Consider the following 18202-nt stretch of genomic DNA (forward strand, 5'->3'; position numbering starts at 1 on the left):
GGCCGGGCTCCGGAACAGCAACCGTCCCCGGAATAAACGGAGCCATCCTCCTGTTCGTTCTCTCCGGACGTACAGAGGGATATCAGAGCACCATCGGAGAGGTCAGGACGTGGACGAGATTCGAGGCGACGAGATCCGTGGCAAGGCGGAGGGAACGGCACCCGTTCCGCTCTCCGTGCTCGATCTGGTGACCGTGGGACAGGGCAGTACCGCGAGCCGGGCCCTGCGCACCGGGGTCGAGATCGCGCAGCTCGCGGAGCGGCGCGGCTTCCACCGCTACTGGGTCGCGGAACACCACTCGATGCCCGGCGTCGCCTCCTCCTCGCCGGCCGTGATCCTGGCCCACACCGCCGCCCACACCGAACGCATCCGGCTCGGATCCGGCGGCGTCATGCTGCCCAACCACGCCCCGCTCGTCATCGCCGAGCAGTTCGGCACCCTGGAGGCCATGGCCCCCGGCCGCGTCGACCTCGGCCTCGGCCGCGCCCCCGGCACCGACGGCGCGACCGCCGCCGCCCTGCGCCGCAGCGAACGGCTCAACGAGGGCGCCGACGACTTCCCGCAGCAGCTGGCCGAGCTGACCCGCTTCCTGGACGACGACTTCCCCGACGGCCACCCCTACGCCCGCATCCACGCGGTCCCCGGCCCCGTCCAGGCCACCGCGGAGGGCGGCGTCCAGTCCCCGGCCCGGCCGCCCCTGTGGCTGCTCGGCTCCTCGGGCTTCAGCGCCCGGCTGGCCGGCGTGCTCGGCCTGCCCTTCGCCTTCGCCCACCACTTCTCGGCCCAGAACACCATCCCGGCCCTTGAGCTGTACCGGGAGTCCTTCAGGCCGTCCGCGGTGCTGGACGCCCCGTACGCCCTGATCGGCGTCGCCGCGCTGGCCGCGGAGGACGAGCGCGAGGCCCGCCGCCAGGTGCTGACCGGCGCCCTGTCGATGCTCCGGCTGCGCTCCGGCCGCCCCGGTCTGGTCCCGACGCCGGAGGAGGCGGAGGCGTACGCCTTCACCCCGATGGAGCGCGAGTTCGTCGACAGCTGGCTCGTCAACATCGTCCACGGCACCGCCGACGAGGTCCGCACCGGCCTCGACGACCTGGCCAAGCGCACCGGCGCCGACGAGCTGATGATCACCGCCAACGCCCACGGCGGCGAGGCCCGGCTGCGCAGCTACGGGCTGATCGCGGACGCCTACGGGCTGCCGGGCGCCTGACCCGGAGCGCCCCGGTCCGTCCCCTCAGGCCTCCTGGGCACGGGCGCCGAGCAGTTCGGCGATGCGCTCCGGGGCGACCGCGCGCGAGTAGAGCCAGCCCTGCCCGGTGTCGCAGCCGATCCGGCGCAGCCGCTCCGCCTGGCCGGCCGTCTCCACGCACTCCGCGGTGACGGTCAGGCCCAGCCGGTGCGCCAGCTGGACCATCGCCTCGACGATCGTCTCGTCGGCGGGGCTGGGATGCGCGCCGTCCTCGTAGCGGAAGCCGCGTACGAAGGCGCCGTCCAGCTTCAGTACGGAGACGGGCAGGCGGCTCAGGTAGGCGAGGTTGGAGTAGCCGGTCCCGAAGTCGTCGATGGCGATCCGGACGCCCATGTCGCTCAGTGCCTGGAGGGACTGGAGCGGCCGGCCCGCCGAACCCATCACCGCGGACTCGGTCAGCTCCAGCTGGAGCAGCGCCGGGGCCAGGCCGGTCTCCGCGAGGATCTCCGCCACATCGGTGACCAGGTCGGAGTCCCAGACCTGGCGGACCGCGACGTTGACGCTGATGAACAGCGGCTGCTCGGCCGGGTGGTCGAGCTGCCAGCGCCGGGCCTGACGGCACGCCGCCCGCAGCACCCAGCGGCCCAGCTGCACGATCGAGCCGTCCTCCTCCGCGATGGCGACGAACCGGTTGGGCGAGAGCATGCCGAACTGCGGATGGTTCCAGCGCACCAGCGCCTCCACCCCGCGCACCACCCCGTCGGCCATGCCGACCAGCGGCTGGTACTCGATGGTGAACTCACCGCGCTCCACGGCGGGACGGAGCGTGGACGAGAGGGCCTGGCGCGTCATCCGGTGGGCGTTGCGCTCCGGGTCGAAGAGGGTCCAGCGGGCCTTGCCGTCGGCCTTCGCCCAGTACAGCGTCGTATCGGCGGCCTGCATGAGCCCGGTGGCCGAGGTGCCCGCCACCGGCCGCTCCACCACACCGATCGAGGCCGAGACGGAGAGCCGCTGGCCGCCCAGTTCGAAGGGCTTCTGGAGCGCGGCGAGCACGGTGCGGGCGAGATCGGTCAGCTGCCGGGTGCCCGTGGACTCCTCGACCAGGATCGCGAACTCGTCCCCGCCGAGCCGCGCCACCAGCGGGGCACCGCCGGGGTGGAGGCCCTCCTGCTCCGCGCAGTCGGTGAGCCGGGCGGCGACGGCGGCGAGCAGCCGGTCCCCGATCCGGTGTCCCAGGGTGTCGTTGACCGCCTTGAAGCCGTCCAGATCGAGGTAGCAGAGCCCGATCCGGCCGCGTCCGGGGCGGGTGTCGTCCTGGTACGGCGGGGTCTCCAGGACGGCGGAGAGCCGCTCGAAGAACAGCGTGCGGTTGGGCAGTCGGGTCACCGGGTCGTGCATCTGGAGGTGGCGCAGCCTCTTCTGCAGCTCGCGCCGGTCGCTGACGTCCGCGACGGAGAGCAGGACCTGCCGGTGCGCGGCGCCGGTCCCGGTCTCCTCCCGCGAACCCGGCATCGGTACGACGGTGATCTCGGCCCACAGGGAGCGCCCGTCGGGGTGCTTGAGCCGGCGGGTGCAGCGGAAGCGGGAGCGCCTGCCGTGCAGCACCTCGCGGTACGCGTGCCAGGTGCGGCCGTCCGCCGCGAGGTCGACCAGGTCGGAGGCGGACTGCGCGGTGAGTGCCGGGGCGGCGATGCCGACCAGGGCGGACAGCGCCTCGTTCGCGGTGACGATCAGGCCCTCGTGGTCGACGACGGCCATCGGGAGGGTGGCGGCGAGGAAGGCGGCCCGGTAGTCGTGCGGCGCGGAGAGCGCCGTTTCTCCGGAGGCGTCCGCGGGGGTGCCCCCGGCGGGCCATGACTCATGACGCTCCGTGACCGATGGTCGTGCGGAAGAGGGTGCTGTGCCTGCCGGGGGCCTCGGCCCATCGGAGGTTGCGCTCACCGTTCGCTCCCGCCATGCAGTTCTGTCCCGGACAGGTCTGGTCGGACTGGCCCGCCGCGCGGAGCGCCGTTGTCAGGGGCGGAATTCGCGGAGGAAAGCGAGGTGAAGCATAGAGGCTGGCGGCTCGGCCGTTCCAGCGCCCCGACCGTTCCGGGCCCCACGACCGGTGTGCATGGGCCATTCGCGCGCAGATCCGGTTTGCCCATGCCTGATCGTTTCTGTGCGGCTCTGCTCTTTCGAGGTGTGGCGGTGATCGATTGTGACTGTCTGTGAGGGGGTGTGTGGGTCGAGGCGCTGACCCGAGTGGGGCAGCTCAACAGGACGTAACGCCTGAATCGCCACAGGGTGGTCGGGAGGGTGCTGAAGATCCGAGGCGTCCGCACCCCGCACCCGGAGGTAGATGTGCCGCGTCAGCACGGACCCGGAGGAGTGGTGAGGCCGAGTCCGCGCGCCGTGACGGCCGGCCTGGTCTCCCTGCTGGCGGTCGCCGCCACCTCCCTCGTCGCGGGTCCCGCCGCGGCCGCCACCGGTGCGGCCGCCGCCTGCGCGCTGCCCCGGACCTCGGCCCACCACTCGCTGGGCCTGGACGAGTGGAACGGCGCCTACCCGCGCCCCGACCATCCGCTCGACGCGGTGATGGTCTTCCTCTCGTTCCCGGACGCCCGGCCCGTCACCACCCCCGCCGAACTCACCGCCGACTACTTCCCCGCCACCACCCGGTTCTTCCAGCGCGCGAGCTACGGAAAATTCACCCTGCGCCCGCACCCGCAGAAGCGGTGGATCCAGATGCCCAAGCCGTCGGTCCAGTACGGCATAAAGCGTGACTGGTCCAGCGACCGGCGCAGCGCCTATCTGCACGACGCGATCGACGCGGCCGACCCCGAGGTGGACTTCTCGAAGTACGACATCGTCTACCTCGTCGCGGACCCGGACGCCCCGGGCGTCGACTCCGACGCCACCAAGGTCGTCAACTTCGATCAGCCGCTGCACGCCGACGGTACGGACATCAGGCGCGTCGTCACCGTTTTCGAACAGCACCCGCCGGACCACAACGTGCTGGCCCACGAGACCGGACACGTCTTCGACCTGCCCGACCTCTACCACCGCCCCTCGGACGGCAAGGGCGACTGGGACACCTATGTGGGCGACTGGGACGTGATGGGCAGCCAGTTCGGGCTCGCGCCCGATCTCTTCGGCTGGCACAAGTGGAAGCTGGGCTGGCTGGACGACCGGCAGGTGGTCTGCGTCCAGAGCGACCGGGTGCTCACCCTGGAGCCGATGGCCGCCGTGCCGGTGCCCGGCGCGTCCATCGGGACCCGGCTCGCGGTGATCAGGACGGGCGAGGGCAGCGCCGTGGGGATCGAGGCCCGCAGCGCCACCGGCAACGACCGGTCGACGTGCAGCGAGGGCGTGCTGCTCTACCGGATCCGCAACGAGACCCCGTCCGGCGGCGGACCGGTCGACGTCATCGACACCCACCCCGGCACCGACGCCTGCTGGGAACAGTCGGTCTATCCGCCGCTCGCGGACGCCCCGCTGCGGGTCGGTGAGACGTTCTCCGTACCCGGCGGGCACACCACGATCGAGGTCGCCGACCGGACCCCGTCCGGCGCCTGGACGGTCCGGATCACCACCGGGACGTAGTGGCGCCGACCCGGCACAACGAAGAAGCCCCTCGCTCTCGCGAGGGGCTTCTTCCGTCTGTGCGCCGCCAGGGACTCGAACCCCGGACCCGCTGATTAAGAGTCAGCTGCTCTAACCAACTGAGCTAGCGGCGCCTGCTGACGTCGTAGACCTTAGCACCCTGATCGGCGGGAGGAAAAATCGAAATACGGGGCCCGGACGAGGGCACGGAGCGGGCCACCCGCACACACGCCCAGAGCAGTACGTCGGGTCCGGGCAGCCAGGGGTTCCGGGTGTCAGGGGCGACCACCCAGCGGGGGCCGGAGGTGTTCGGTCCGCAGGTCAGGGGCGGCACGGTCACCGCGTCCCCGGTGCCGTGGCAGAGCAGCGGGGGCACCTTGCGGCCGCTCTCGTCCTGCTCGGCCGAACCCCCGGCGGACCGGGACGCGACGCCCCCGCCCCACTCCTCCCAGTCGAGCAGCGAGGGCAGTCGCTGGGCGGTCCCGGGGGAGGCGAAGAGCAGCATCCGGCCGCGGTGCGTGGCGACCGGCCCGGAGCCCGGTCCGTCCGCCCAGAGGTGTTCGAGCATCCGGCGACCGAAGAGCGTGGGCACGTTCACCACATCGAAGGACGAGCCGCACGGCAGCACACCGGGGGCGGACGGGTGCGACTCCCACTGGCTCAGGGCGCTGCGCGGGTACGCCGCCGCGCCGGCCAGCCAGGCGGCACCGGCCGCGGTCACCTGGGCCGTCTGGTTACCGGCCTGCTCGCGCAGGACGGCGAATACGTCAGCGGCGCGGTCCTCCCGGTAGGGGCCGTCGCCGTGATGCAGGGTCGTTTCGTCTGGCAGCCATGCGGTCATGCACACAGGTCTACCGGGAGTGATCAAGCGGATTCCGAGAGTTGCCGGAAATCGGGACAGGTCGGGGTGGTGAGGAGTATCTTGCCCCCGGGCATATGCCAGTGGTTCTACCCGCGGTCAGCATCAGCCACGGGTCGGACCCGGCCGGCGTCGGCGCCCCGGCACGGCGGCGGGTGGGTCTGTCGGCGGGTGGGCCTGCTCAGGGCCTGGGGTCGTTCAGCAGGCTCCGGCCGAACTCGACCATCTTCGTCGCGTAGTCCTCCGTCCACTCCGCCCGCTGCGCGATGTCCGCCGTGGTGAGCCGGTCGAACCGGCGCGGATCGGCGAGCTGGGCGGCGGCGATCGCCTGGAACTCGACCGCCCGGTCGGTCGCGGCGCGGAACGCCAGGGCCAGCTCGGTGGAACGGCTCAGCAGCTCCTTCGGATCCTCCATCGACTCCAGGTCGAAGAAGTGCTCCGGATCGGCGACCGACGCCGACGGCTCGAAGAGCAGGGGTGCGGGACGCAGCCGCTGCCGCTCGTTCCGCTCGGGTTGTGCCATGTGGTTGTTCCTCCTCCGGTGGGCCCGACGGCCACCCTCTATTGTCCAGCCCGCCGCAAGGGCGCCCGGAGCGTGCCCGGGATGCGTGCGCGGAGCCACTCTCCGCGCCCCGGGCTCAACGCCCCCAGCGCACCCGGTGTTCCGCCAGATGTGCCAGCACCCGGTGGTTCGCCTCCCAGCCGTCCGGGAACTTCACGGTGACGCCCAGCTGGACCGGCTCCGTCGACGGGTGCTCGTCGAGCAGCTCCGCGACGCCCGCGCGGCAGACCACGACGCAGGCGTGCCGGTGGCGCGAGGCCAGCACGCACAGCCGGCCCGTCTCCAGATGGAACGCGGTGGCGTCCGGCCGCCCGGACAGCGGGTGCAGGACCACCGTCACATCGAACTCCCGGCCCTGGAGCCGGTTCGCGGTGTCCACCGCGACGCCCGTCACCCCCAGCTCCGCGAGCGCCGCCCGCACCGCCGCCGCCTGGTCGCGGTGGGCCGTGCCGACCGCCACCCGGTCCGCCGTCACCGGCGCCGGGTCGGGGGAGCGCTCGCTGGTCGCCGCGCCGCCCCGGTCCAGGAGCCGGCGCACCACCGTGGCCACCGCCCGGACCGCCTCCGGGTCGGTGCGCGGGGTGTGCCGGGCGGGCAGCTCCAGCAGCCCCCAGCCGGACTCCGCGGCCTCGTCCAGCACCCGGTCCGCCGCCGAGCCGTCCGACCCGACGCCGAACGAGAGCAGCCGGTCCCCGTGGTCCGTACCGCTGCGGAACGGGGTGTACGGGTAGAACGCGTCCGAGACCAGCTGCGCGGCCGACGCGGGCAGCCGCCAGGAGACCGGCAGCCTGCGCTGCGGCAGCTCCGGATTGTGCGCCAGCAGCGTGGAGACCGCGCTCGCGGACGGGTCGTAACTCAGCCCCGCCCACTGGTCCGCGCCGACGATCGAGAACGGGTCGAGCTGGCCCGGATCGCCCACGAACAGCGCCCGCTCGAAGAGCCCGGCGACGGCCAGCAGCGCGTCCGAACGCATCTGGTACGCCTCGTCGACGATCGCGTGCCCCCACGGCTCGACGTTCTTCACATGGGCCCACTTCGCGGCCGTCGAGATGACGATGTCCAGCCCGGCCAGATCCGCCGCCTTCGCCGACTTGCGTACGTTGTCCAGCCCGTCCAGCACCTTGTCGTACGGGTCCGAGTCGCTGCTGTGCAGCCGGCCGACCGGGAGCCCCGGCTCCTTCTCCGCCAGCCGCACCACCAGATCGTCGACCTGGGCGTTCGTCTGCGCGACGACCATCAGCGGGCGTCCGGCCGCCGCCAGTTCGAGCGCGGCGCGGACCACCAGGGTCGACTTGCCCGCGCCCGGCGGGGAGTCCACCACGATGCCGCGCGCGGTGCCGTTCAGCGTGTCGTCCAGGATCTGTGCGGTGGCCCGGCCCGCCGCCGCCCCCGGATCGAGTCGGTCGCTCACAGCAGGTCCTCCGGGGTCACGGGGTCGGGGCGCTCGGCCGTCGCACCGGCGCCCGGCGGGCCGCCGTGGGTCCACGGGGTCTCCTCCGCGTCCGGCAGCTGCGGTCCGCCGCGCTGGTCGTGCTCGAACAGGGTCCAGGCGATCCGGTCGCCCGGCTCGGGGACGGACCCCGGGGCCGGCTCCTTGCCCCTGCCCATCCGGTCCATGATCCGCAGCACCGGAGCGGGCGCGGCACCCTCCTCCTGCCCGTCCCCGGAGCCGTACCCCACGAACTCGGCGGTCTGTGGTTTCCCGTCCAGCGAGCGGTAGACCTTGACCCGCTCGGCCAGCTGCGGCCGCTCGTCGGTCCGGACGGTGACCAGCGGGCGCGGCGAGGGGCGCTTGGACTCGCTGTACGCCATCTCCACCGCCACCACCTCCCCGATGAACGCCTCGCCCGCCAGCCGGCGGCCCGCCAGCACCAGCGGATCGTCCAGCGCCTCCTGGGCCTCCAGCTGCGCCTGGGCGGTCTCCCGCGAGGCGAGCTTGCGGGCCGCCGTCACCGCGTCGTCCCGGCGCGGCTGCGGCGGCTCGCCGGACCGGACCCGGTCGCGGTGGCCGGTGAACGACCAGCGGTCACGGGTCCAGCGGTCCTCGGCCCTGGCCCCCTCCGGCAGCTCCCGCAGCAGGTCCAGGCCCCGCCACACGGCGTCCCAGGTCGGCCGCAGGACGCCCGCCAGCAGCGCCCTGATCTCCCGCTCGGCCGCCGTCAGCGCGGCGAGCCCGGCATCGGCCGCCAGCCCGTCCTGCGCGGCGCCCAGCGCGGTGCGCGCCCGGTCGTACCGCTCGATCGCGGGGGCCAGCAGCCGGTTGTCGAAATCCGGATCGGTGGCCGGACCCGCGGGCGGGCACAGCAGCTGCCCCGCGTGGTCCCGGGCCAGCTCGGCGCGGAGCGCGGCCTCCGCCCCGGACTCGCCGGCCGGCGGATCGACCCAGGCGAGCAGGGCGCCCAGATGCTGGTCCTCCAGGCTGGACTGGCCGCTCGCCCAGTGCCGGTTGAGTAGATCCGTGCAGGCCAGCAGCAACGAGGAGCCCGGCACCCGGGCGCGCTCGCCGTAGTGCGTCAGCCAGCGGCCCAGCAGCGGGACGCGGGCGGGCGCCGGATACGGGGTGTCGGGGTCGTCCTCCGCGGTGCGCCGGAACCGCATGGAGCGGCCCAGCAGCCGGACGAACTCGATGCCCGCCCGGCTCGGCACGATCAGCTGCGCGGCGTCCGTGCACAGCTCGGTCTCGACCTTGACCTTCTTGCCGGTCGCCGGGTCCGTCTCGCTGCGCTCGGCGGACTCGATCACATCGGCGTACGACTCGATGTGCGGCAGCACCGCCTCCGCCAGCTCCGCGAGGAACGCGAACCGCAGATCCCGGTCGCGCGGCTGGGCCACGACCAGCAGCCGGGGCGCGTCCCGCTCCGAGCCGACCAGCGCGCCGAGCGGGGCGCCCGCCTCGCCGGACGTGGTCAGCGGCACCAGGACCAGCGGCCGGTCCGTCAGATGGCGGTGGCGGACCGTGGCCAGCGGCTGGGCGCGGCCGCTCTCCACGGCCTCCAGCCTGGCCAGGGTGGAGATCAGCGGCATCCCGGCCCGCCTTCAGGTCCTGTCCGGAGTTCCGCCGCGACGCCGCGGGGGGACTCCGGACAGGACCTAAGCGCCTCGGCGCGCAGCGCGGCGGCGCGGCGCAGCGCGGAGACCGTCGGGTCCGCCGGATCGCCCTCCTTGCCCGACGCCGCGGCCAGCACCGCGCCGACCGTGGTCAGCCCGCCGAGCTCGCCCCGCACGCTGCGCCCCAGCGCCTCCACGGCCCCGGTGGCGCGCGCCTTGCCCCGGCAGTGGAAGGCCAGTTCGCAGGCGGCCAGGCACTCCGGGGCGTACGCCGCGGTGACCGACTCGACGGCGCGGCCCAGCTCCTCCGCAGAGCGCTCCGGGTCGAACGTGGTGCCCTCGGGCAGGGCCGCCGCGATGTCCTCGATCCGGGTGAGCCGGATGAGCTGGCGGCGGGTGACCGCGCACTGCTTGCGCACGTCGACGACGGAGGCGGCCGGCAGGTTGGAGAAGTCCTTCGGGCAGACCAGCAGCACCCGGTGGCCGACCTCCGCCCCGTCGGTGGCGGCGGCGATCCGCTCCAACGCCAGTACGTAGACCGCGGACTGGCGGGCGGCCGCGCCGACCTTCGCCGCGTCGGCGGAACCGTCGATCATGGGGAAGGACTTGATCTCGACGACCGTCCAGGTGCCGTCGGGGTGCACCACCACCGCGTCCGGTTCCAGATAGGCGGGCGAGCCCGCCACCTCCAGGGCCAGCATCGGGTGGTCCAGGAGCGCCCAGCCGCCCGCCCCGGTCGCCTCCCGCAGAGCCAGCGCGGTGCGCGCGGCGCGGCCCTCGGGACCGGCCGCGCTCAGATCGGGCACCGCGATGTCGCGCGGTGGTTCGCCGGGCTCACCGAGCCGCTCGTGCAGCAGCCGCATCAGCTCCGTACCGCCGTCGGCCTTGACCTTGGCCTCGAAGGCGTTGCCGCGCATGAAGGCGAACTGGGACTGGCCGAAGGGGGCCGGGGAGCCGAGCGCGGTGGCCAGGGCGGTCTTGTCGACCCCGGCGCCGTCGAGCAGGGCGCGCCGCTTGCAGCCGGGGTTGGCGGCGAGGGCGGCCAGTGCGCGGGCGTCCAGCGGACGGGGCGCGACGGCCGGGCCTCTCAGCTCAGCGAGCCGCTGCCGCAGTGTCACCGCCGACGGTACGTCCCGCCGCGCTTCCGGCCGGGGCCGGGACGTCGGCCGGGATGTCGGCCGGGGCAGCTGGACCGGCCGGTGCCGGGGCATCGGTGGGATCTGCGGAGGAGGTCCGCTGGCCGGGGATTCGCTCACCCGCGGAAGTCTTGCATCCGGCACTGACATCCGGGGACTCCGTGGCCGTACCCGCCCGTGCGAAGCGGGCCTTGGCCGCGTCGGCGACCTTGTTGGCGAGCCGGGTCACCGGCCGGCCCAGCAGGGCGCCGAGACCCATCACGGCGGCACCGGCCACCGCGTCGAGGAAGTAGTGGTTGGCGGTGCCCATCACCACGAAGATGGTGATCAGGGGGTAGGCGACGCCTGCCGCCCGGACGAGCGGGTGGCGCCCGTGGCGCCAGATGAGGATCCCGCACCACAGCGCCCAGCCGACGTGCAGGCTCGGCATCGCCGCGTACTGATTGGTCATTCCGCCCATACCGCGCGGGGCGGACGCCTCCGTGCCCCACCACCCGTACGAGCTGTACTGCGCCATCGTGTCGACGAAGCCGTGCCCGGCGGCCAGCAGCCGGGGCGGGCAGGTCGGCATCAGGGTGAAACCGATCAGGCCGAGCATCGTGGACGTCATCAGCCAGGTGCGGGCCCTGCGGTAGGCCTGCGAGTGCCGACGGAACATCCATATGAGCACGGCCGGGGTTATCAGGTAGTGCAGCGACGCGTACGCGAAGTCGGCGGGTATCCCGATCGAGGAGTGCGCGGTGAGCAGCCGGTTGAGGGGGTGTTCGAAGTTGATACGGAGCGTCTGCTCCAGGTCCAGGATGCGCAGTCCGTGGTCGACGGCCGTCGACACGTCGCCGCGCACCAGCAGTCTGCCGCCCGAATACGCCGCGTACACCAGGGCGAGCAGCGGGAGCTCGGTCCACCAGCGGGGCCGGGGGCGCTGCGCGGGCGCGGTGGTGGCAGGCGGCATCCGGAAGTTCTCCATCATGTGTTCATGCGGCCGACGGCGGACGTTCAACCGTACGGTGCGGTGCGGCCGGGATTCCCCCAGGGGTGCGCTCGGCACCCCTCAGCCGCTCTGTTCGGTCTGCGTTGAGAGGGACGCCTCTACGGCCCCAGGGGTTGCGTCACGAGCGTGTGCGGGATGATGGAAAACCGGACGTTCCGTTCCCACCCGTTCACCCGTAGCGTGTCGGACGGTTGCGTCCCTGTCGATGTCCAAGATCTCAGATCCAGCGTCAGAGGTCTCAGTTTCAGGGAGAGCCGTCACATGGCACCGCGAATCCTGCTTGCCCGGCACGGCCAGACGGAATGGTCCGTCAACGGCAATCACACCGGCAGGACGGACATCCCCCTGCTCGACGCCGGGCGCGAGGGCGCCAAGCTGCTGGGGGAGCGGCTGCACCGGGGGCCGTGGGCGGACCTGCCCGGTCTTGAGGTCAGGACCAGCCCGCTGGTGCGGGCCTCCGAGACCTGCGAGCTCGCGGGGTTCGGTGACCGGGCCGAGCCGTGGGACGCGCTGATGGAGTGGGACTACGGGGCGTACGAGGGGATGACGCCGGCCGCGATCAAGGCGACCCGTCCGGACTGGTTCATCTGGCGCGACGGCGTTCCGGAGGGGGAGACCCTGGCCGAGCTGTCGGCCCGTGCCGACGAGGTCATCGAGTGGGCCCGCTCGGCCGACCGCGACGTCCTGGTGTTCGCCCACGGCCACATCCTGCGGGCCCTGGGGGCGCGGTGGCTGGGCGAGGACGTGTCCTTCGCGGCGCGCATCCGGCTGGAGCCGACGTCGCTGTCCGTCCTGGGCTGGGCCTACGGGACGCCGGCCCTGGAACGCTGGAACGACACGGGCCACCTGGAACGGTAGCCCGGCCCACCCGGCACCCACGGTTCGGGACGGCCGGGCTGAGGCGCCCCCGGAGGCGCTACGCGCTCGCCGTCCCGTGGCGGTCGAGGAAGTCCGTGATGTCGACGGAGCCCCGGCCCCGGGGCCGCAGGACCGCCACCGCGCCCGCCAGCATCGTCCTGATCCGGGAGGAGCGGACCTGGTCCAGCAGGTCCAGCACCTGGTGGCCCGTGGCCGCCGCCTCCTCCGCGAGGCCCGCGCGGGCCAGGTCCGTGGTCAGCTCGGCCCGGTACAGCGCCAGGTTCCGGGTGAAGTGCGGGTCCTGGAGCCGCGTCGCCCGCCGCGCGTGCCGGGCCGCCCGCGACCAGTCGCCCAGCGCCGCCCAGCACTGCGCCTCCAGCATCTCCAGCTCCGCCTCCCGGAAGAAGCTCATCCACTCCGGGTCCGAAGGGGAGGGCCCCTGCCCGAACGAGGTGTGCGCCCGGCCGAGCGCCCGCTCGCAGCCCGTGCGGTCGCCGAGCCCCGCCCGGCCGCCCGCCTCCCGCAGCGAGAGCAGCGCCATCAGCCGGGGTGAGCCCAGCGGCCGCGCGGCCCGCAGCCCCGCCTCCGCGGCCCGCACCGACTCGCGCGAGCGCCCGGTGTCCCGGGCCAGGAACGACGCGTTGCAGAAGGCGTGCGCCTCCAGCGCGTGGTCCCCGGCCACCCGCGCCGTGGCAAGCGCCTCCGCGTAGTGCGAGCGGGCGTCCTCGAACCGGCCCGAGTCATGGGCCAGCCAGCCCACCGAGATCGCCAGCTCGCCGGCCCCGGAGTGCAGCCGGTCCGCCGTGGAGCGCCGGGTCGCGGTCCCGGAGTCGAGCAGCGCGTACGCCGCCCGCAGCGGCTGGGAGGCCCGGCGGTACAGGCCGTCACCCCCGTGCCGGTCGTCCAGCAGACGGATCTGCCGTACCGCCTTCTCGACGGCGTGCACCTCCGGCTCGCCCACCCTGCGCTGCGCGGGCAGCGAGACGGAGGCGGCCATACCGCCCAGGCCCAGGCTCAGGGACGCGGCCGCCATCGTGGTGGAGCCGCTTGTCATGAATACGCGACGCAGCACGTCGCACTCCTCGTCGGTGTCGCTGCCGAGCAGCGGCGAAGTCGGGGACGAAGGGGCGTCCGCGGCGGACTGAGCCCCCCGGCCGCGTACCGATTCACGCGGTGAGAAGCCCAGGTCCACCAGGTTCGCCCCGGGGAACATGTGCAGGAAGACCCGCTCGTACGCGTAGTTCGGGCAACGGATCTCGCCGGACTCCACGCGCCCGATGTACCGGGCGTCGCACGCGACCTGCTCGCCGATCTCGCGGGCGGACCTGCGTACCGCGGCAGCGAACTCCCCGGCGGAGCGCTGTCCGCGCAGCCGCCGGAAGGCGAGGTTGGGAACTGCCCGTGTCGACACCATGGCGGGGCCCTCTCTGGTGCGAGCCGGGCGATTGTTTCCGGTGTCCCGGCGGGGCAAGAACGTACCTGCTGTGACAACTCCCACACGCTGTGTTTACTGACAAAACGGGTATCTCGCCCACGATCCGCCATGAACTGCCACCCTTTGCGGCGGTGTGGAGCCGTAGCCCTTGACGCGGTCCGCGCGTTGGTCCATGTGGCGACGGAGTCCGGCTCCGCCCGGCGATGAGAGGAGAGGTCCCTTGTTGCACACCGACATGGCGACCGGCTCGCGGACGACCGCGACGACGGCCGCACAGACCGCGACGACCGGCCCCATGGCACCCGCACAGGAGCGCGCCGCGACCGGCCCGCTCCCCGGCGCGGAACCCTGCGACCTGGTGACCGTTCCCGCCCGTCAGGGACTGGAGGCGGCGGACATCCTGCGCCGGGGCGCCGATCAGGAGGCCGTCGGCCCGGTCCTGCACGACGGCCCCTGCGCCACCGTCGGCTTCCTGGTGCCGCCGGGCACCGCCGAGGCGTGGGACGTACCGGGCAGTGCCTGTACGAGCACCAACGGCAGAGGGCTGCGCATCCCCGCGGAGCCGCCCGTCTCCGGCAGCGGCTGGCTGCTGCCGCCCGGCGACGACACCTCGGTCACCGACCCGGCCGCGCTGCGGGCCGCGCTCGACCAGGCCGCCCGGCTGATCGAGGCGGCCGACAACTGCCGCTGAGCCCATAATGTCCTGGGGCGTGTCCGTACGGCCGCCCCGCACGGCCGGACCCGGCCGGTCCCGGACCATATGAGCGTTAAGCAGGTAGCGGCAGTGGCACGTCGAGGAGCTTCCGGCGGAGCGGGAAGCCGAAAGCAGCGCCCGGACCGCGGGACCGACCGCAAGGCGGCCCGCGGCTCCGGGCACTCCGGGGGCAACGTCTCGGAACCGGTGGACGGCGGCCTCGCCGAGCTGGTCCCCGACCGGGAGCGCAGGCGCGCCTGGACGCTGACGATCGACGGCGCCCCGCAGTCCCACGTGGACCTGGAGGACCCCGCGTACCTCTCCTTCGAGTACCAGCGCCGGATCGGCCACATCGCGGACCTGGCCGCGCCCGCCGGGCAGCCGCTGCACGTCGTGCACCTGGGCGGCGGGGCCTTCACACTCGCCCGCTACATCGCGGCGACCCGGCCCCGCTCCACCCAGCAGATCGTCGAGGTGGACGCGGCGCTCGTCCAACTGGTCCGCCGGGAACTGCCGCTGGACCCGCAGGCCAGGATCAGGGTCAGGGCCACCGACGCCCGCGCCGGGCTCGGGAAGATCCAGGACGGCTGGGCAGACCTGGTCATCGCGGACGTCTTCAGCGGGGCCCGTACCCCCGCCCACCTCACCAGCACCGAGTTCCTCGCGGAGGTGCGCCGCGTCCTGAAGCCCGGCGGGACCTACGTGGCCAACCTCGCGGACGGCCCCCCGCTCGCCCATCTGCGCGGCCAGATCGCCACCGCCGCCACCGTCTTCCCCGAGCTGGCGCTCGCCGCGGACCCGACCGTGTTCCGCGGCCGGCGCTTCGGCAACGCCGTACTGCTCGCCTCCGACGCGGTCCCGAAGCTCGCGGAGCTGACCCGCCGGGTGGCGACCGACCCGCATCCGGGGCGCGTCGAACACGGCCGGGCCCTCGCGGACTTCACCGGAGGCGCGGCCCCGGTGCACGACGCCGACGCCAGGCCCTCGCCGCCGCCACCCGCGTCCGCCTTCGACTGAACACCCGCCGCACCGCCGTCACGTCACGATCTCGACCTTCGGCGGATAGCCGTTCCAGGTGCAGAACACCGAGACCGTCGTGCCGTCGTCCCGGGCGAAGTTGACCCGGATCCAGGCCGGTTCCGTCCAGACCCGCATCGACCAGCCCTGCTCCGGTGTCGCAGAGACCAGCTTCGCGCTGTCCGCGCCCAGCTCGAAGACGACCCGTCCGCCGTCCGTCGCGTAACTCCTCGCCGTCCCGGCGGGGGTGGCCGTGGCGGCGGGCCGGGGCGTGCCCGCCGGGGCGTGCGAGCGGGTGGGGGAGGGACTCGCGGACGTCGCCGACGGCTTCGGGGCGGAAGCCTTCGGTGAGGTCTGTGACGGGGACGGCTCGGGGCGGTGCGTCGAGGACGACAGGGTCTCCGTGGTCGCCCGCGCGCTCGCGGAGATCGGCACCGCGCGCGGCGGGTCGTACGCCGTCCCCGCCATCACCGTGTGCACACCCCACCACGACAGCGTGACCGCCGCGCCGGTGGCGAGCGACCACGCGAGCCCGTGTACGAGTCCTCGTCGCATCCGGCACATCCTGCACCATGGAGGACCGTCCCCGGGATCGGGCGGACCCGGAACCGCCCGATGGCGTACGGTGCCGCCCATGCCAAGTGTGCTTGTGGTCGAGGACGACCAGTTCGTACGTTCCGCCCTCATCCGGCACCTGACCGAGGCGTCGCACACCGTACGGAGTGTCGGCACCGCGCTCGAAGCGCTGCGCGAGGTCGCCCACTTCCGCTTCGACGTGGTCATCCTCGATCTCGGGCTGCCCGATCTCGACGGCTCCGAGGCGCTCAAGATGCTGCGCGGCATCACCGACGTGCCCGTCATCATCGCGACCGCCCGCGACGACGAGAGCGAGATCGTCCGGCTGCTCAACGACGGTGCGGACGACTACCTGACCAAACCCTTCTCCGTGGAACACCTCGCCGCACGGATGGCCGCCGTACTGCGCCGCTCGCGCGCCTCCGAGGGGCGGTCGGCCTCCCCGCGCGTCATCCGGGTCGGCGGGCTCTCCATCGACCCGCTGCGGCGCCTGGCCGAACTCGACGGCACCGGCCTCGACCTCACCCGGCGGGAGTTCGACCTGCTGACCTTCCTGGCCGGCCGGCCGGGCGTCGTCGTCCCGCGCAAGGAACTCCTCGCCGAGGTCTGGCAGCAGTCGTACGGGGACGACCAGACCATCGACGTCCATCTGTCCTGGCTCCGCCGGAAACTGGGCGAGACGGCCGCCCGGCCCCGATACCTGCACACCCTGCGCGGCGTCGGCGTGAAACTGCAGCCGCCCGCCGCGCCCCCGGAGCAGCCCGCATGAGATGGGCGCTGGTCAAGGTCTGCCTGGCCGTCACCGCGATGGTCGTGATCGCCTTCGCCGTACCCCTCGGCCTCGTCGTCAAGGAGATGGCCAGCGACCGGGCCTTCTCCGACGCCGAACGGCAGGCCGCGACGATCGGCCCCACGCTCTCCATCACCACCGACCGCGCCGAACTCCTCAAGGCCGTGCTCACCACGGAACCCGGCGCCGACGACCGGATGGCCGTCCACATACCCGCCGCCGCGGAGGCCGACAGGCAGGCGGTGGAGATCGGCCGCCGGCGCGCCACCCGCAAGGACCTGGAGACCGTACGGGCATCGGGGCGCGCCTCCATCTCCGAGGTGCCCGGCGGCTCCGCGCTCCTCCAGCCCACCGCGCTCGGCGCCGGGGGCACCGCCGTCGTCGAGGTGTTCGTGCCCGACGCCGAGGTCTCCAACGGGGTCACCACCGCCTGGCTGATGCTGGCGGGCGTCGGCATCGCGCTGATCGTCGGCTCGGTCGCGGTGGCCGACCGGCTCGGCGTACGCATGGTGGAGCCCGCCCGGCGGCTCGCCGGGGCCGCCCAGGACCTGGGGGAGGGGCGGCTCGGGACCAGGGTGCCGGAGGAGGGCCCGACCGAACTGCACTCCGCCGCCGTCGCGTTCAACTCCATGGCCGACCAGGTCGTCCAGCTCCTCGCCAACGAACGCGAACTGGCCGCCGACCTCTCGCACCGGCTGCGCACCCCGCTCACCGTGCTGCGGCTCAACGCCGCCTCGCTCGGGGAGGGCCCGGCGGCCGAGCAGACCCGGGCGGCCGTCGAGCAGTTGGAGCGCGAGGTCGACACGATCATCAGGACCGCCCGGGAGCAGCGCCCGCAGACCCAGGGGCAGGGCGGCGGCCCCGGAGCCGGCTGCGACGCCTCCGAGGTGATCCGCGAACGCATGGCCTTCTGGTCCGCGCTGGCCGAGGACGAGGGCCGCGAGGTGCGCCTCGCCGGGGTGGACCGTACGGTGCGCATCCCGGTGGCCCGCCCCGAACTGGCGGCGGCGCTGGACGCGCTGCTCGGCAACGTCTTCCGGCACACCCCGGAGGGCACCGCCTTCGCCGTGGACGTCCACCACAGCGGCGACGCGGTGATCGTGCTGGTCTCGGACGCGGGCGGCGGCATCGCGGACCCCAGGGCGGCGCTGGCGCGCGGCGGCAGCGGACACGGCGGCGCGAAGGGCGCGGTGGGCTCGACCGGGCTCGGCCTGGACATCGTCCGCCGGGTCGCTGAGTCCACCGGCGGCGATGTGCGGATCGGCCGCTCCGTGCTCGGCGGTACGGAGGTGCGCATCTGGATCGGGCTCGGCGGGCAGCGGCCCAAGGGGCGCGGGCACCGGCTCGGCCGGCAGCGGCGCGCGGTGAACCGGCGGGGGGCGGGGGCCCGGTTCCGCTCCGGGACGGGCCCGAACCTTTAGACCGGCCGATGCGCTCCTTAAGCCCACCCTAAGAACATCAACTC

Annotated in this window: 16 protein-coding genes and 1 tRNA gene; 7 read left to right on the forward strand and 10 right to left on the reverse strand. The window is 73.7% G+C overall.

Features of this window, described 5'->3' with window-relative positions; genetic code table 11:
- Positions 1-109 precede the first annotated feature (109 nt).
- A complete protein-coding gene (locus ACFVQ0_RS26505; protein ID WP_390091701.1) occupies positions 110-1207 on the forward strand; it encodes an LLM class flavin-dependent oxidoreductase in 1098 nt (365 codons plus the stop codon).
- A 24-nt stretch (positions 1208-1231) separates the two neighbouring features.
- On the opposite strand, the gene ACFVQ0_RS26510 is transcribed toward ACFVQ0_RS26505, so the two are convergent.
- Positions 1232-3127 (reverse strand): putative bifunctional diguanylate cyclase/phosphodiesterase, encoded by a 1896-nt coding sequence (locus ACFVQ0_RS26510; RefSeq protein ID WP_390091702.1) that lies wholly within the window; start codon positions 3125-3127, stop codon positions 1232-1234.
- A 429-nt stretch (positions 3128-3556) separates the two neighbouring features.
- Between ACFVQ0_RS26510 and ACFVQ0_RS26515 the strand changes: the two genes are divergently transcribed.
- The gene (locus tag ACFVQ0_RS26515) at positions 3557-4771 is read left to right on the forward strand and encodes a M6 family metalloprotease domain-containing protein (protein ID WP_390091703.1); all 1215 of its coding nucleotides are present in this window, start codon (positions 3557-3559) and stop codon (positions 4769-4771) included.
- Positions 4772-4831: 60 nt separating this feature from the next.
- Here the strand turns inward: ACFVQ0_RS26515 and ACFVQ0_RS26520 are convergent.
- The 7 genes from ACFVQ0_RS26520 to ACFVQ0_RS26550 form a co-directional block, all read right to left on the reverse strand.
- Positions 4832-4905 (reverse strand) — tRNA-Lys (locus ACFVQ0_RS26520).
- Positions 4896-5612 carry a bifunctional DNA primase/polymerase gene (locus ACFVQ0_RS26525; RefSeq protein WP_390091704.1) on the reverse strand — a complete coding sequence of 239 codons (717 nt, stop codon included), beginning with the start codon at positions 5610-5612 and terminating at the stop codon, positions 4896-4898. The genes ACFVQ0_RS26520 and ACFVQ0_RS26525 overlap by 10 nt, the downstream gene beginning before the upstream one ends.
- A gap of 199 nt (positions 5613-5811) precedes the next feature.
- Positions 5812-6153 carry a hypothetical protein gene (locus ACFVQ0_RS26530; RefSeq protein ID WP_327336994.1) on the reverse strand — a complete coding sequence of 114 codons (342 nt, stop codon included), beginning with the start codon at positions 6151-6153 and terminating at the stop codon, positions 5812-5814.
- 115 nt (positions 6154-6268) lie between these two features.
- Positions 6269-7603 carry an AAA domain-containing protein gene (locus ACFVQ0_RS26535; RefSeq protein ID WP_390091705.1) on the reverse strand — a complete coding sequence of 445 codons (1335 nt, stop codon included), beginning with the start codon at positions 7601-7603 and terminating at the stop codon, positions 6269-6271.
- Positions 7600-9216 carry a hypothetical protein gene (locus ACFVQ0_RS26540; protein ID WP_390091706.1) on the reverse strand — a complete coding sequence of 539 codons (1617 nt, stop codon included), beginning with the start codon at positions 9214-9216 and terminating at the stop codon, positions 7600-7602. Before ACFVQ0_RS26540 ends, ACFVQ0_RS26535 begins: the two co-directional genes overlap by 4 nt.
- The gene (locus ACFVQ0_RS26545) at positions 9207-10451 is read right to left on the reverse strand and encodes a hypothetical protein (protein WP_390091707.1); all 1245 of its coding nucleotides are present in this window, start codon (positions 10449-10451) and stop codon (positions 9207-9209) included. Before ACFVQ0_RS26545 ends, ACFVQ0_RS26540 begins: the two co-directional genes overlap by 10 nt.
- Positions 10333-11328, reverse strand: coding sequence for a phosphatase PAP2 family protein (locus ACFVQ0_RS26550; protein WP_390091856.1), 996 nt, complete (start codon positions 11326-11328; stop codon positions 10333-10335). The genes ACFVQ0_RS26545 and ACFVQ0_RS26550 overlap by 119 nt, the downstream gene beginning before the upstream one ends.
- Positions 11329-11628: 300 nt before the next feature.
- Between ACFVQ0_RS26550 and ACFVQ0_RS26555 the strand changes: the two genes are divergently transcribed.
- Positions 11629-12225: a histidine phosphatase family protein gene (locus tag ACFVQ0_RS26555; RefSeq protein WP_390091708.1), complete on the forward strand. Its 597-nt coding sequence runs from the start codon at positions 11629-11631 to the stop codon at positions 12223-12225.
- A gap of 58 nt (positions 12226-12283) precedes the next feature.
- Here ACFVQ0_RS26555 and ACFVQ0_RS26560 read toward each other — a convergent pair whose 3' ends face one another.
- Entirely contained in the window at positions 12284-13639 is a 1356-nt protein-coding gene (locus tag ACFVQ0_RS26560; protein WP_390091709.1) for a tetratricopeptide repeat protein, read from the reverse strand.
- Positions 13640-13880: 241 nt separating this feature from the next.
- Between ACFVQ0_RS26560 and ACFVQ0_RS26565 the strand changes: the two genes are divergently transcribed.
- Together ACFVQ0_RS26565 and ACFVQ0_RS26570 are read left to right on the forward strand one after the other, a co-directional pair.
- Positions 13881-14351: a hypothetical protein gene (locus ACFVQ0_RS26565; protein WP_390091710.1), complete on the forward strand. Its 471-nt coding sequence runs from the start codon at positions 13881-13883 to the stop codon at positions 14349-14351.
- A 93-nt stretch (positions 14352-14444) separates the two neighbouring features.
- Positions 14445-15371, forward strand: coding sequence for a spermidine synthase (locus tag ACFVQ0_RS26570; RefSeq protein WP_390091711.1), 927 nt, complete (start codon positions 14445-14447; stop codon positions 15369-15371).
- A gap of 18 nt (positions 15372-15389) precedes the next feature.
- Here ACFVQ0_RS26570 and ACFVQ0_RS26575 read toward each other — a convergent pair whose 3' ends face one another.
- Positions 15390-15926, reverse strand: coding sequence for a hypothetical protein (locus tag ACFVQ0_RS26575; RefSeq protein ID WP_390091712.1), 537 nt, complete (start codon positions 15924-15926; stop codon positions 15390-15392).
- Between the two features lie 79 nt (positions 15927-16005).
- On the opposite strand from ACFVQ0_RS26575, the gene ACFVQ0_RS26580 reads away from it, so the two are divergent.
- Positions 16006-16716, forward strand: a complete 711-nt coding sequence (locus tag ACFVQ0_RS26580) for a response regulator transcription factor (protein ID WP_363224220.1) — start codon at positions 16006-16008, stop codon at positions 16714-16716.
- Entirely contained in the window at positions 16713-18158 is a 1446-nt protein-coding gene (locus tag ACFVQ0_RS26585; RefSeq protein ID WP_390091713.1) for an ATP-binding protein, read from the forward strand. The genes ACFVQ0_RS26580 and ACFVQ0_RS26585 overlap by 4 nt, the downstream gene beginning before the upstream one ends.
- Positions 18159-18202: the final 44 nt, after the last annotated feature.

It is taken from the genome of Streptomyces sp. NPDC057900 (assembly GCF_042887885.1).
Taxonomy (GTDB): Bacteria; Actinomycetota; Actinomycetes; order Streptomycetales; family Streptomycetaceae; genus Streptomyces.

What these genes read in the sequence shown, in the direction of transcription:
- ACFVQ0_RS26575 (WP_390091712.1), bottom strand. Translation starts at nt 15,926, where the DNA reads ATGCGACGAGGACTCGTACACGGGCTCGCGTGGTCGCTCGCCACCGGC.
- ACFVQ0_RS26560 (WP_390091709.1), bottom strand. Translation starts at nt 13,639, where the DNA reads ATGGTGTCGACACGGGCAGTTCCCAACCTCGCCTTCCGGCGGCTGCGC.
- ACFVQ0_RS26555 (WP_390091708.1), top strand. Translation starts at nt 11,629, where the DNA reads ATGGCACCGCGAATCCTGCTTGCCCGGCACGGCCAGACGGAATGGTCC.
- ACFVQ0_RS26530 (WP_327336994.1), bottom strand. Translation starts at nt 6,153, where the DNA reads ATGGCACAACCCGAGCGGAACGAGCGGCAGCGGCTGCGTCCCGCACCC.
- ACFVQ0_RS26550 (WP_390091856.1), bottom strand. Translation starts at nt 11,328, where the DNA reads ATGCCGCCTGCCACCACCGCGCCCGCGCAGCGCCCCCGGCCCCGCTGG.
- ACFVQ0_RS26545 (WP_390091707.1), bottom strand. Translation starts at nt 10,451, where the DNA reads ATGCCCCGGCACCGGCCGGTCCAGCTGCCCCGGCCGACATCCCGGCCG.
- ACFVQ0_RS26540 (WP_390091706.1), bottom strand. Translation starts at nt 9,216, where the DNA reads ATGCCGCTGATCTCCACCCTGGCCAGGCTGGAGGCCGTGGAGAGCGGC.
- ACFVQ0_RS26525 (WP_390091704.1), bottom strand. Translation starts at nt 5,612, where the DNA reads ATGACCGCATGGCTGCCAGACGAAACGACCCTGCATCACGGCGACGGC.
- ACFVQ0_RS26580 (WP_363224220.1), top strand. Translation starts at nt 16,006, where the DNA reads ATGCCAAGTGTGCTTGTGGTCGAGGACGACCAGTTCGTACGTTCCGCC.
- ACFVQ0_RS26585 (WP_390091713.1), top strand. Translation starts at nt 16,713, where the DNA reads ATGAGATGGGCGCTGGTCAAGGTCTGCCTGGCCGTCACCGCGATGGTC.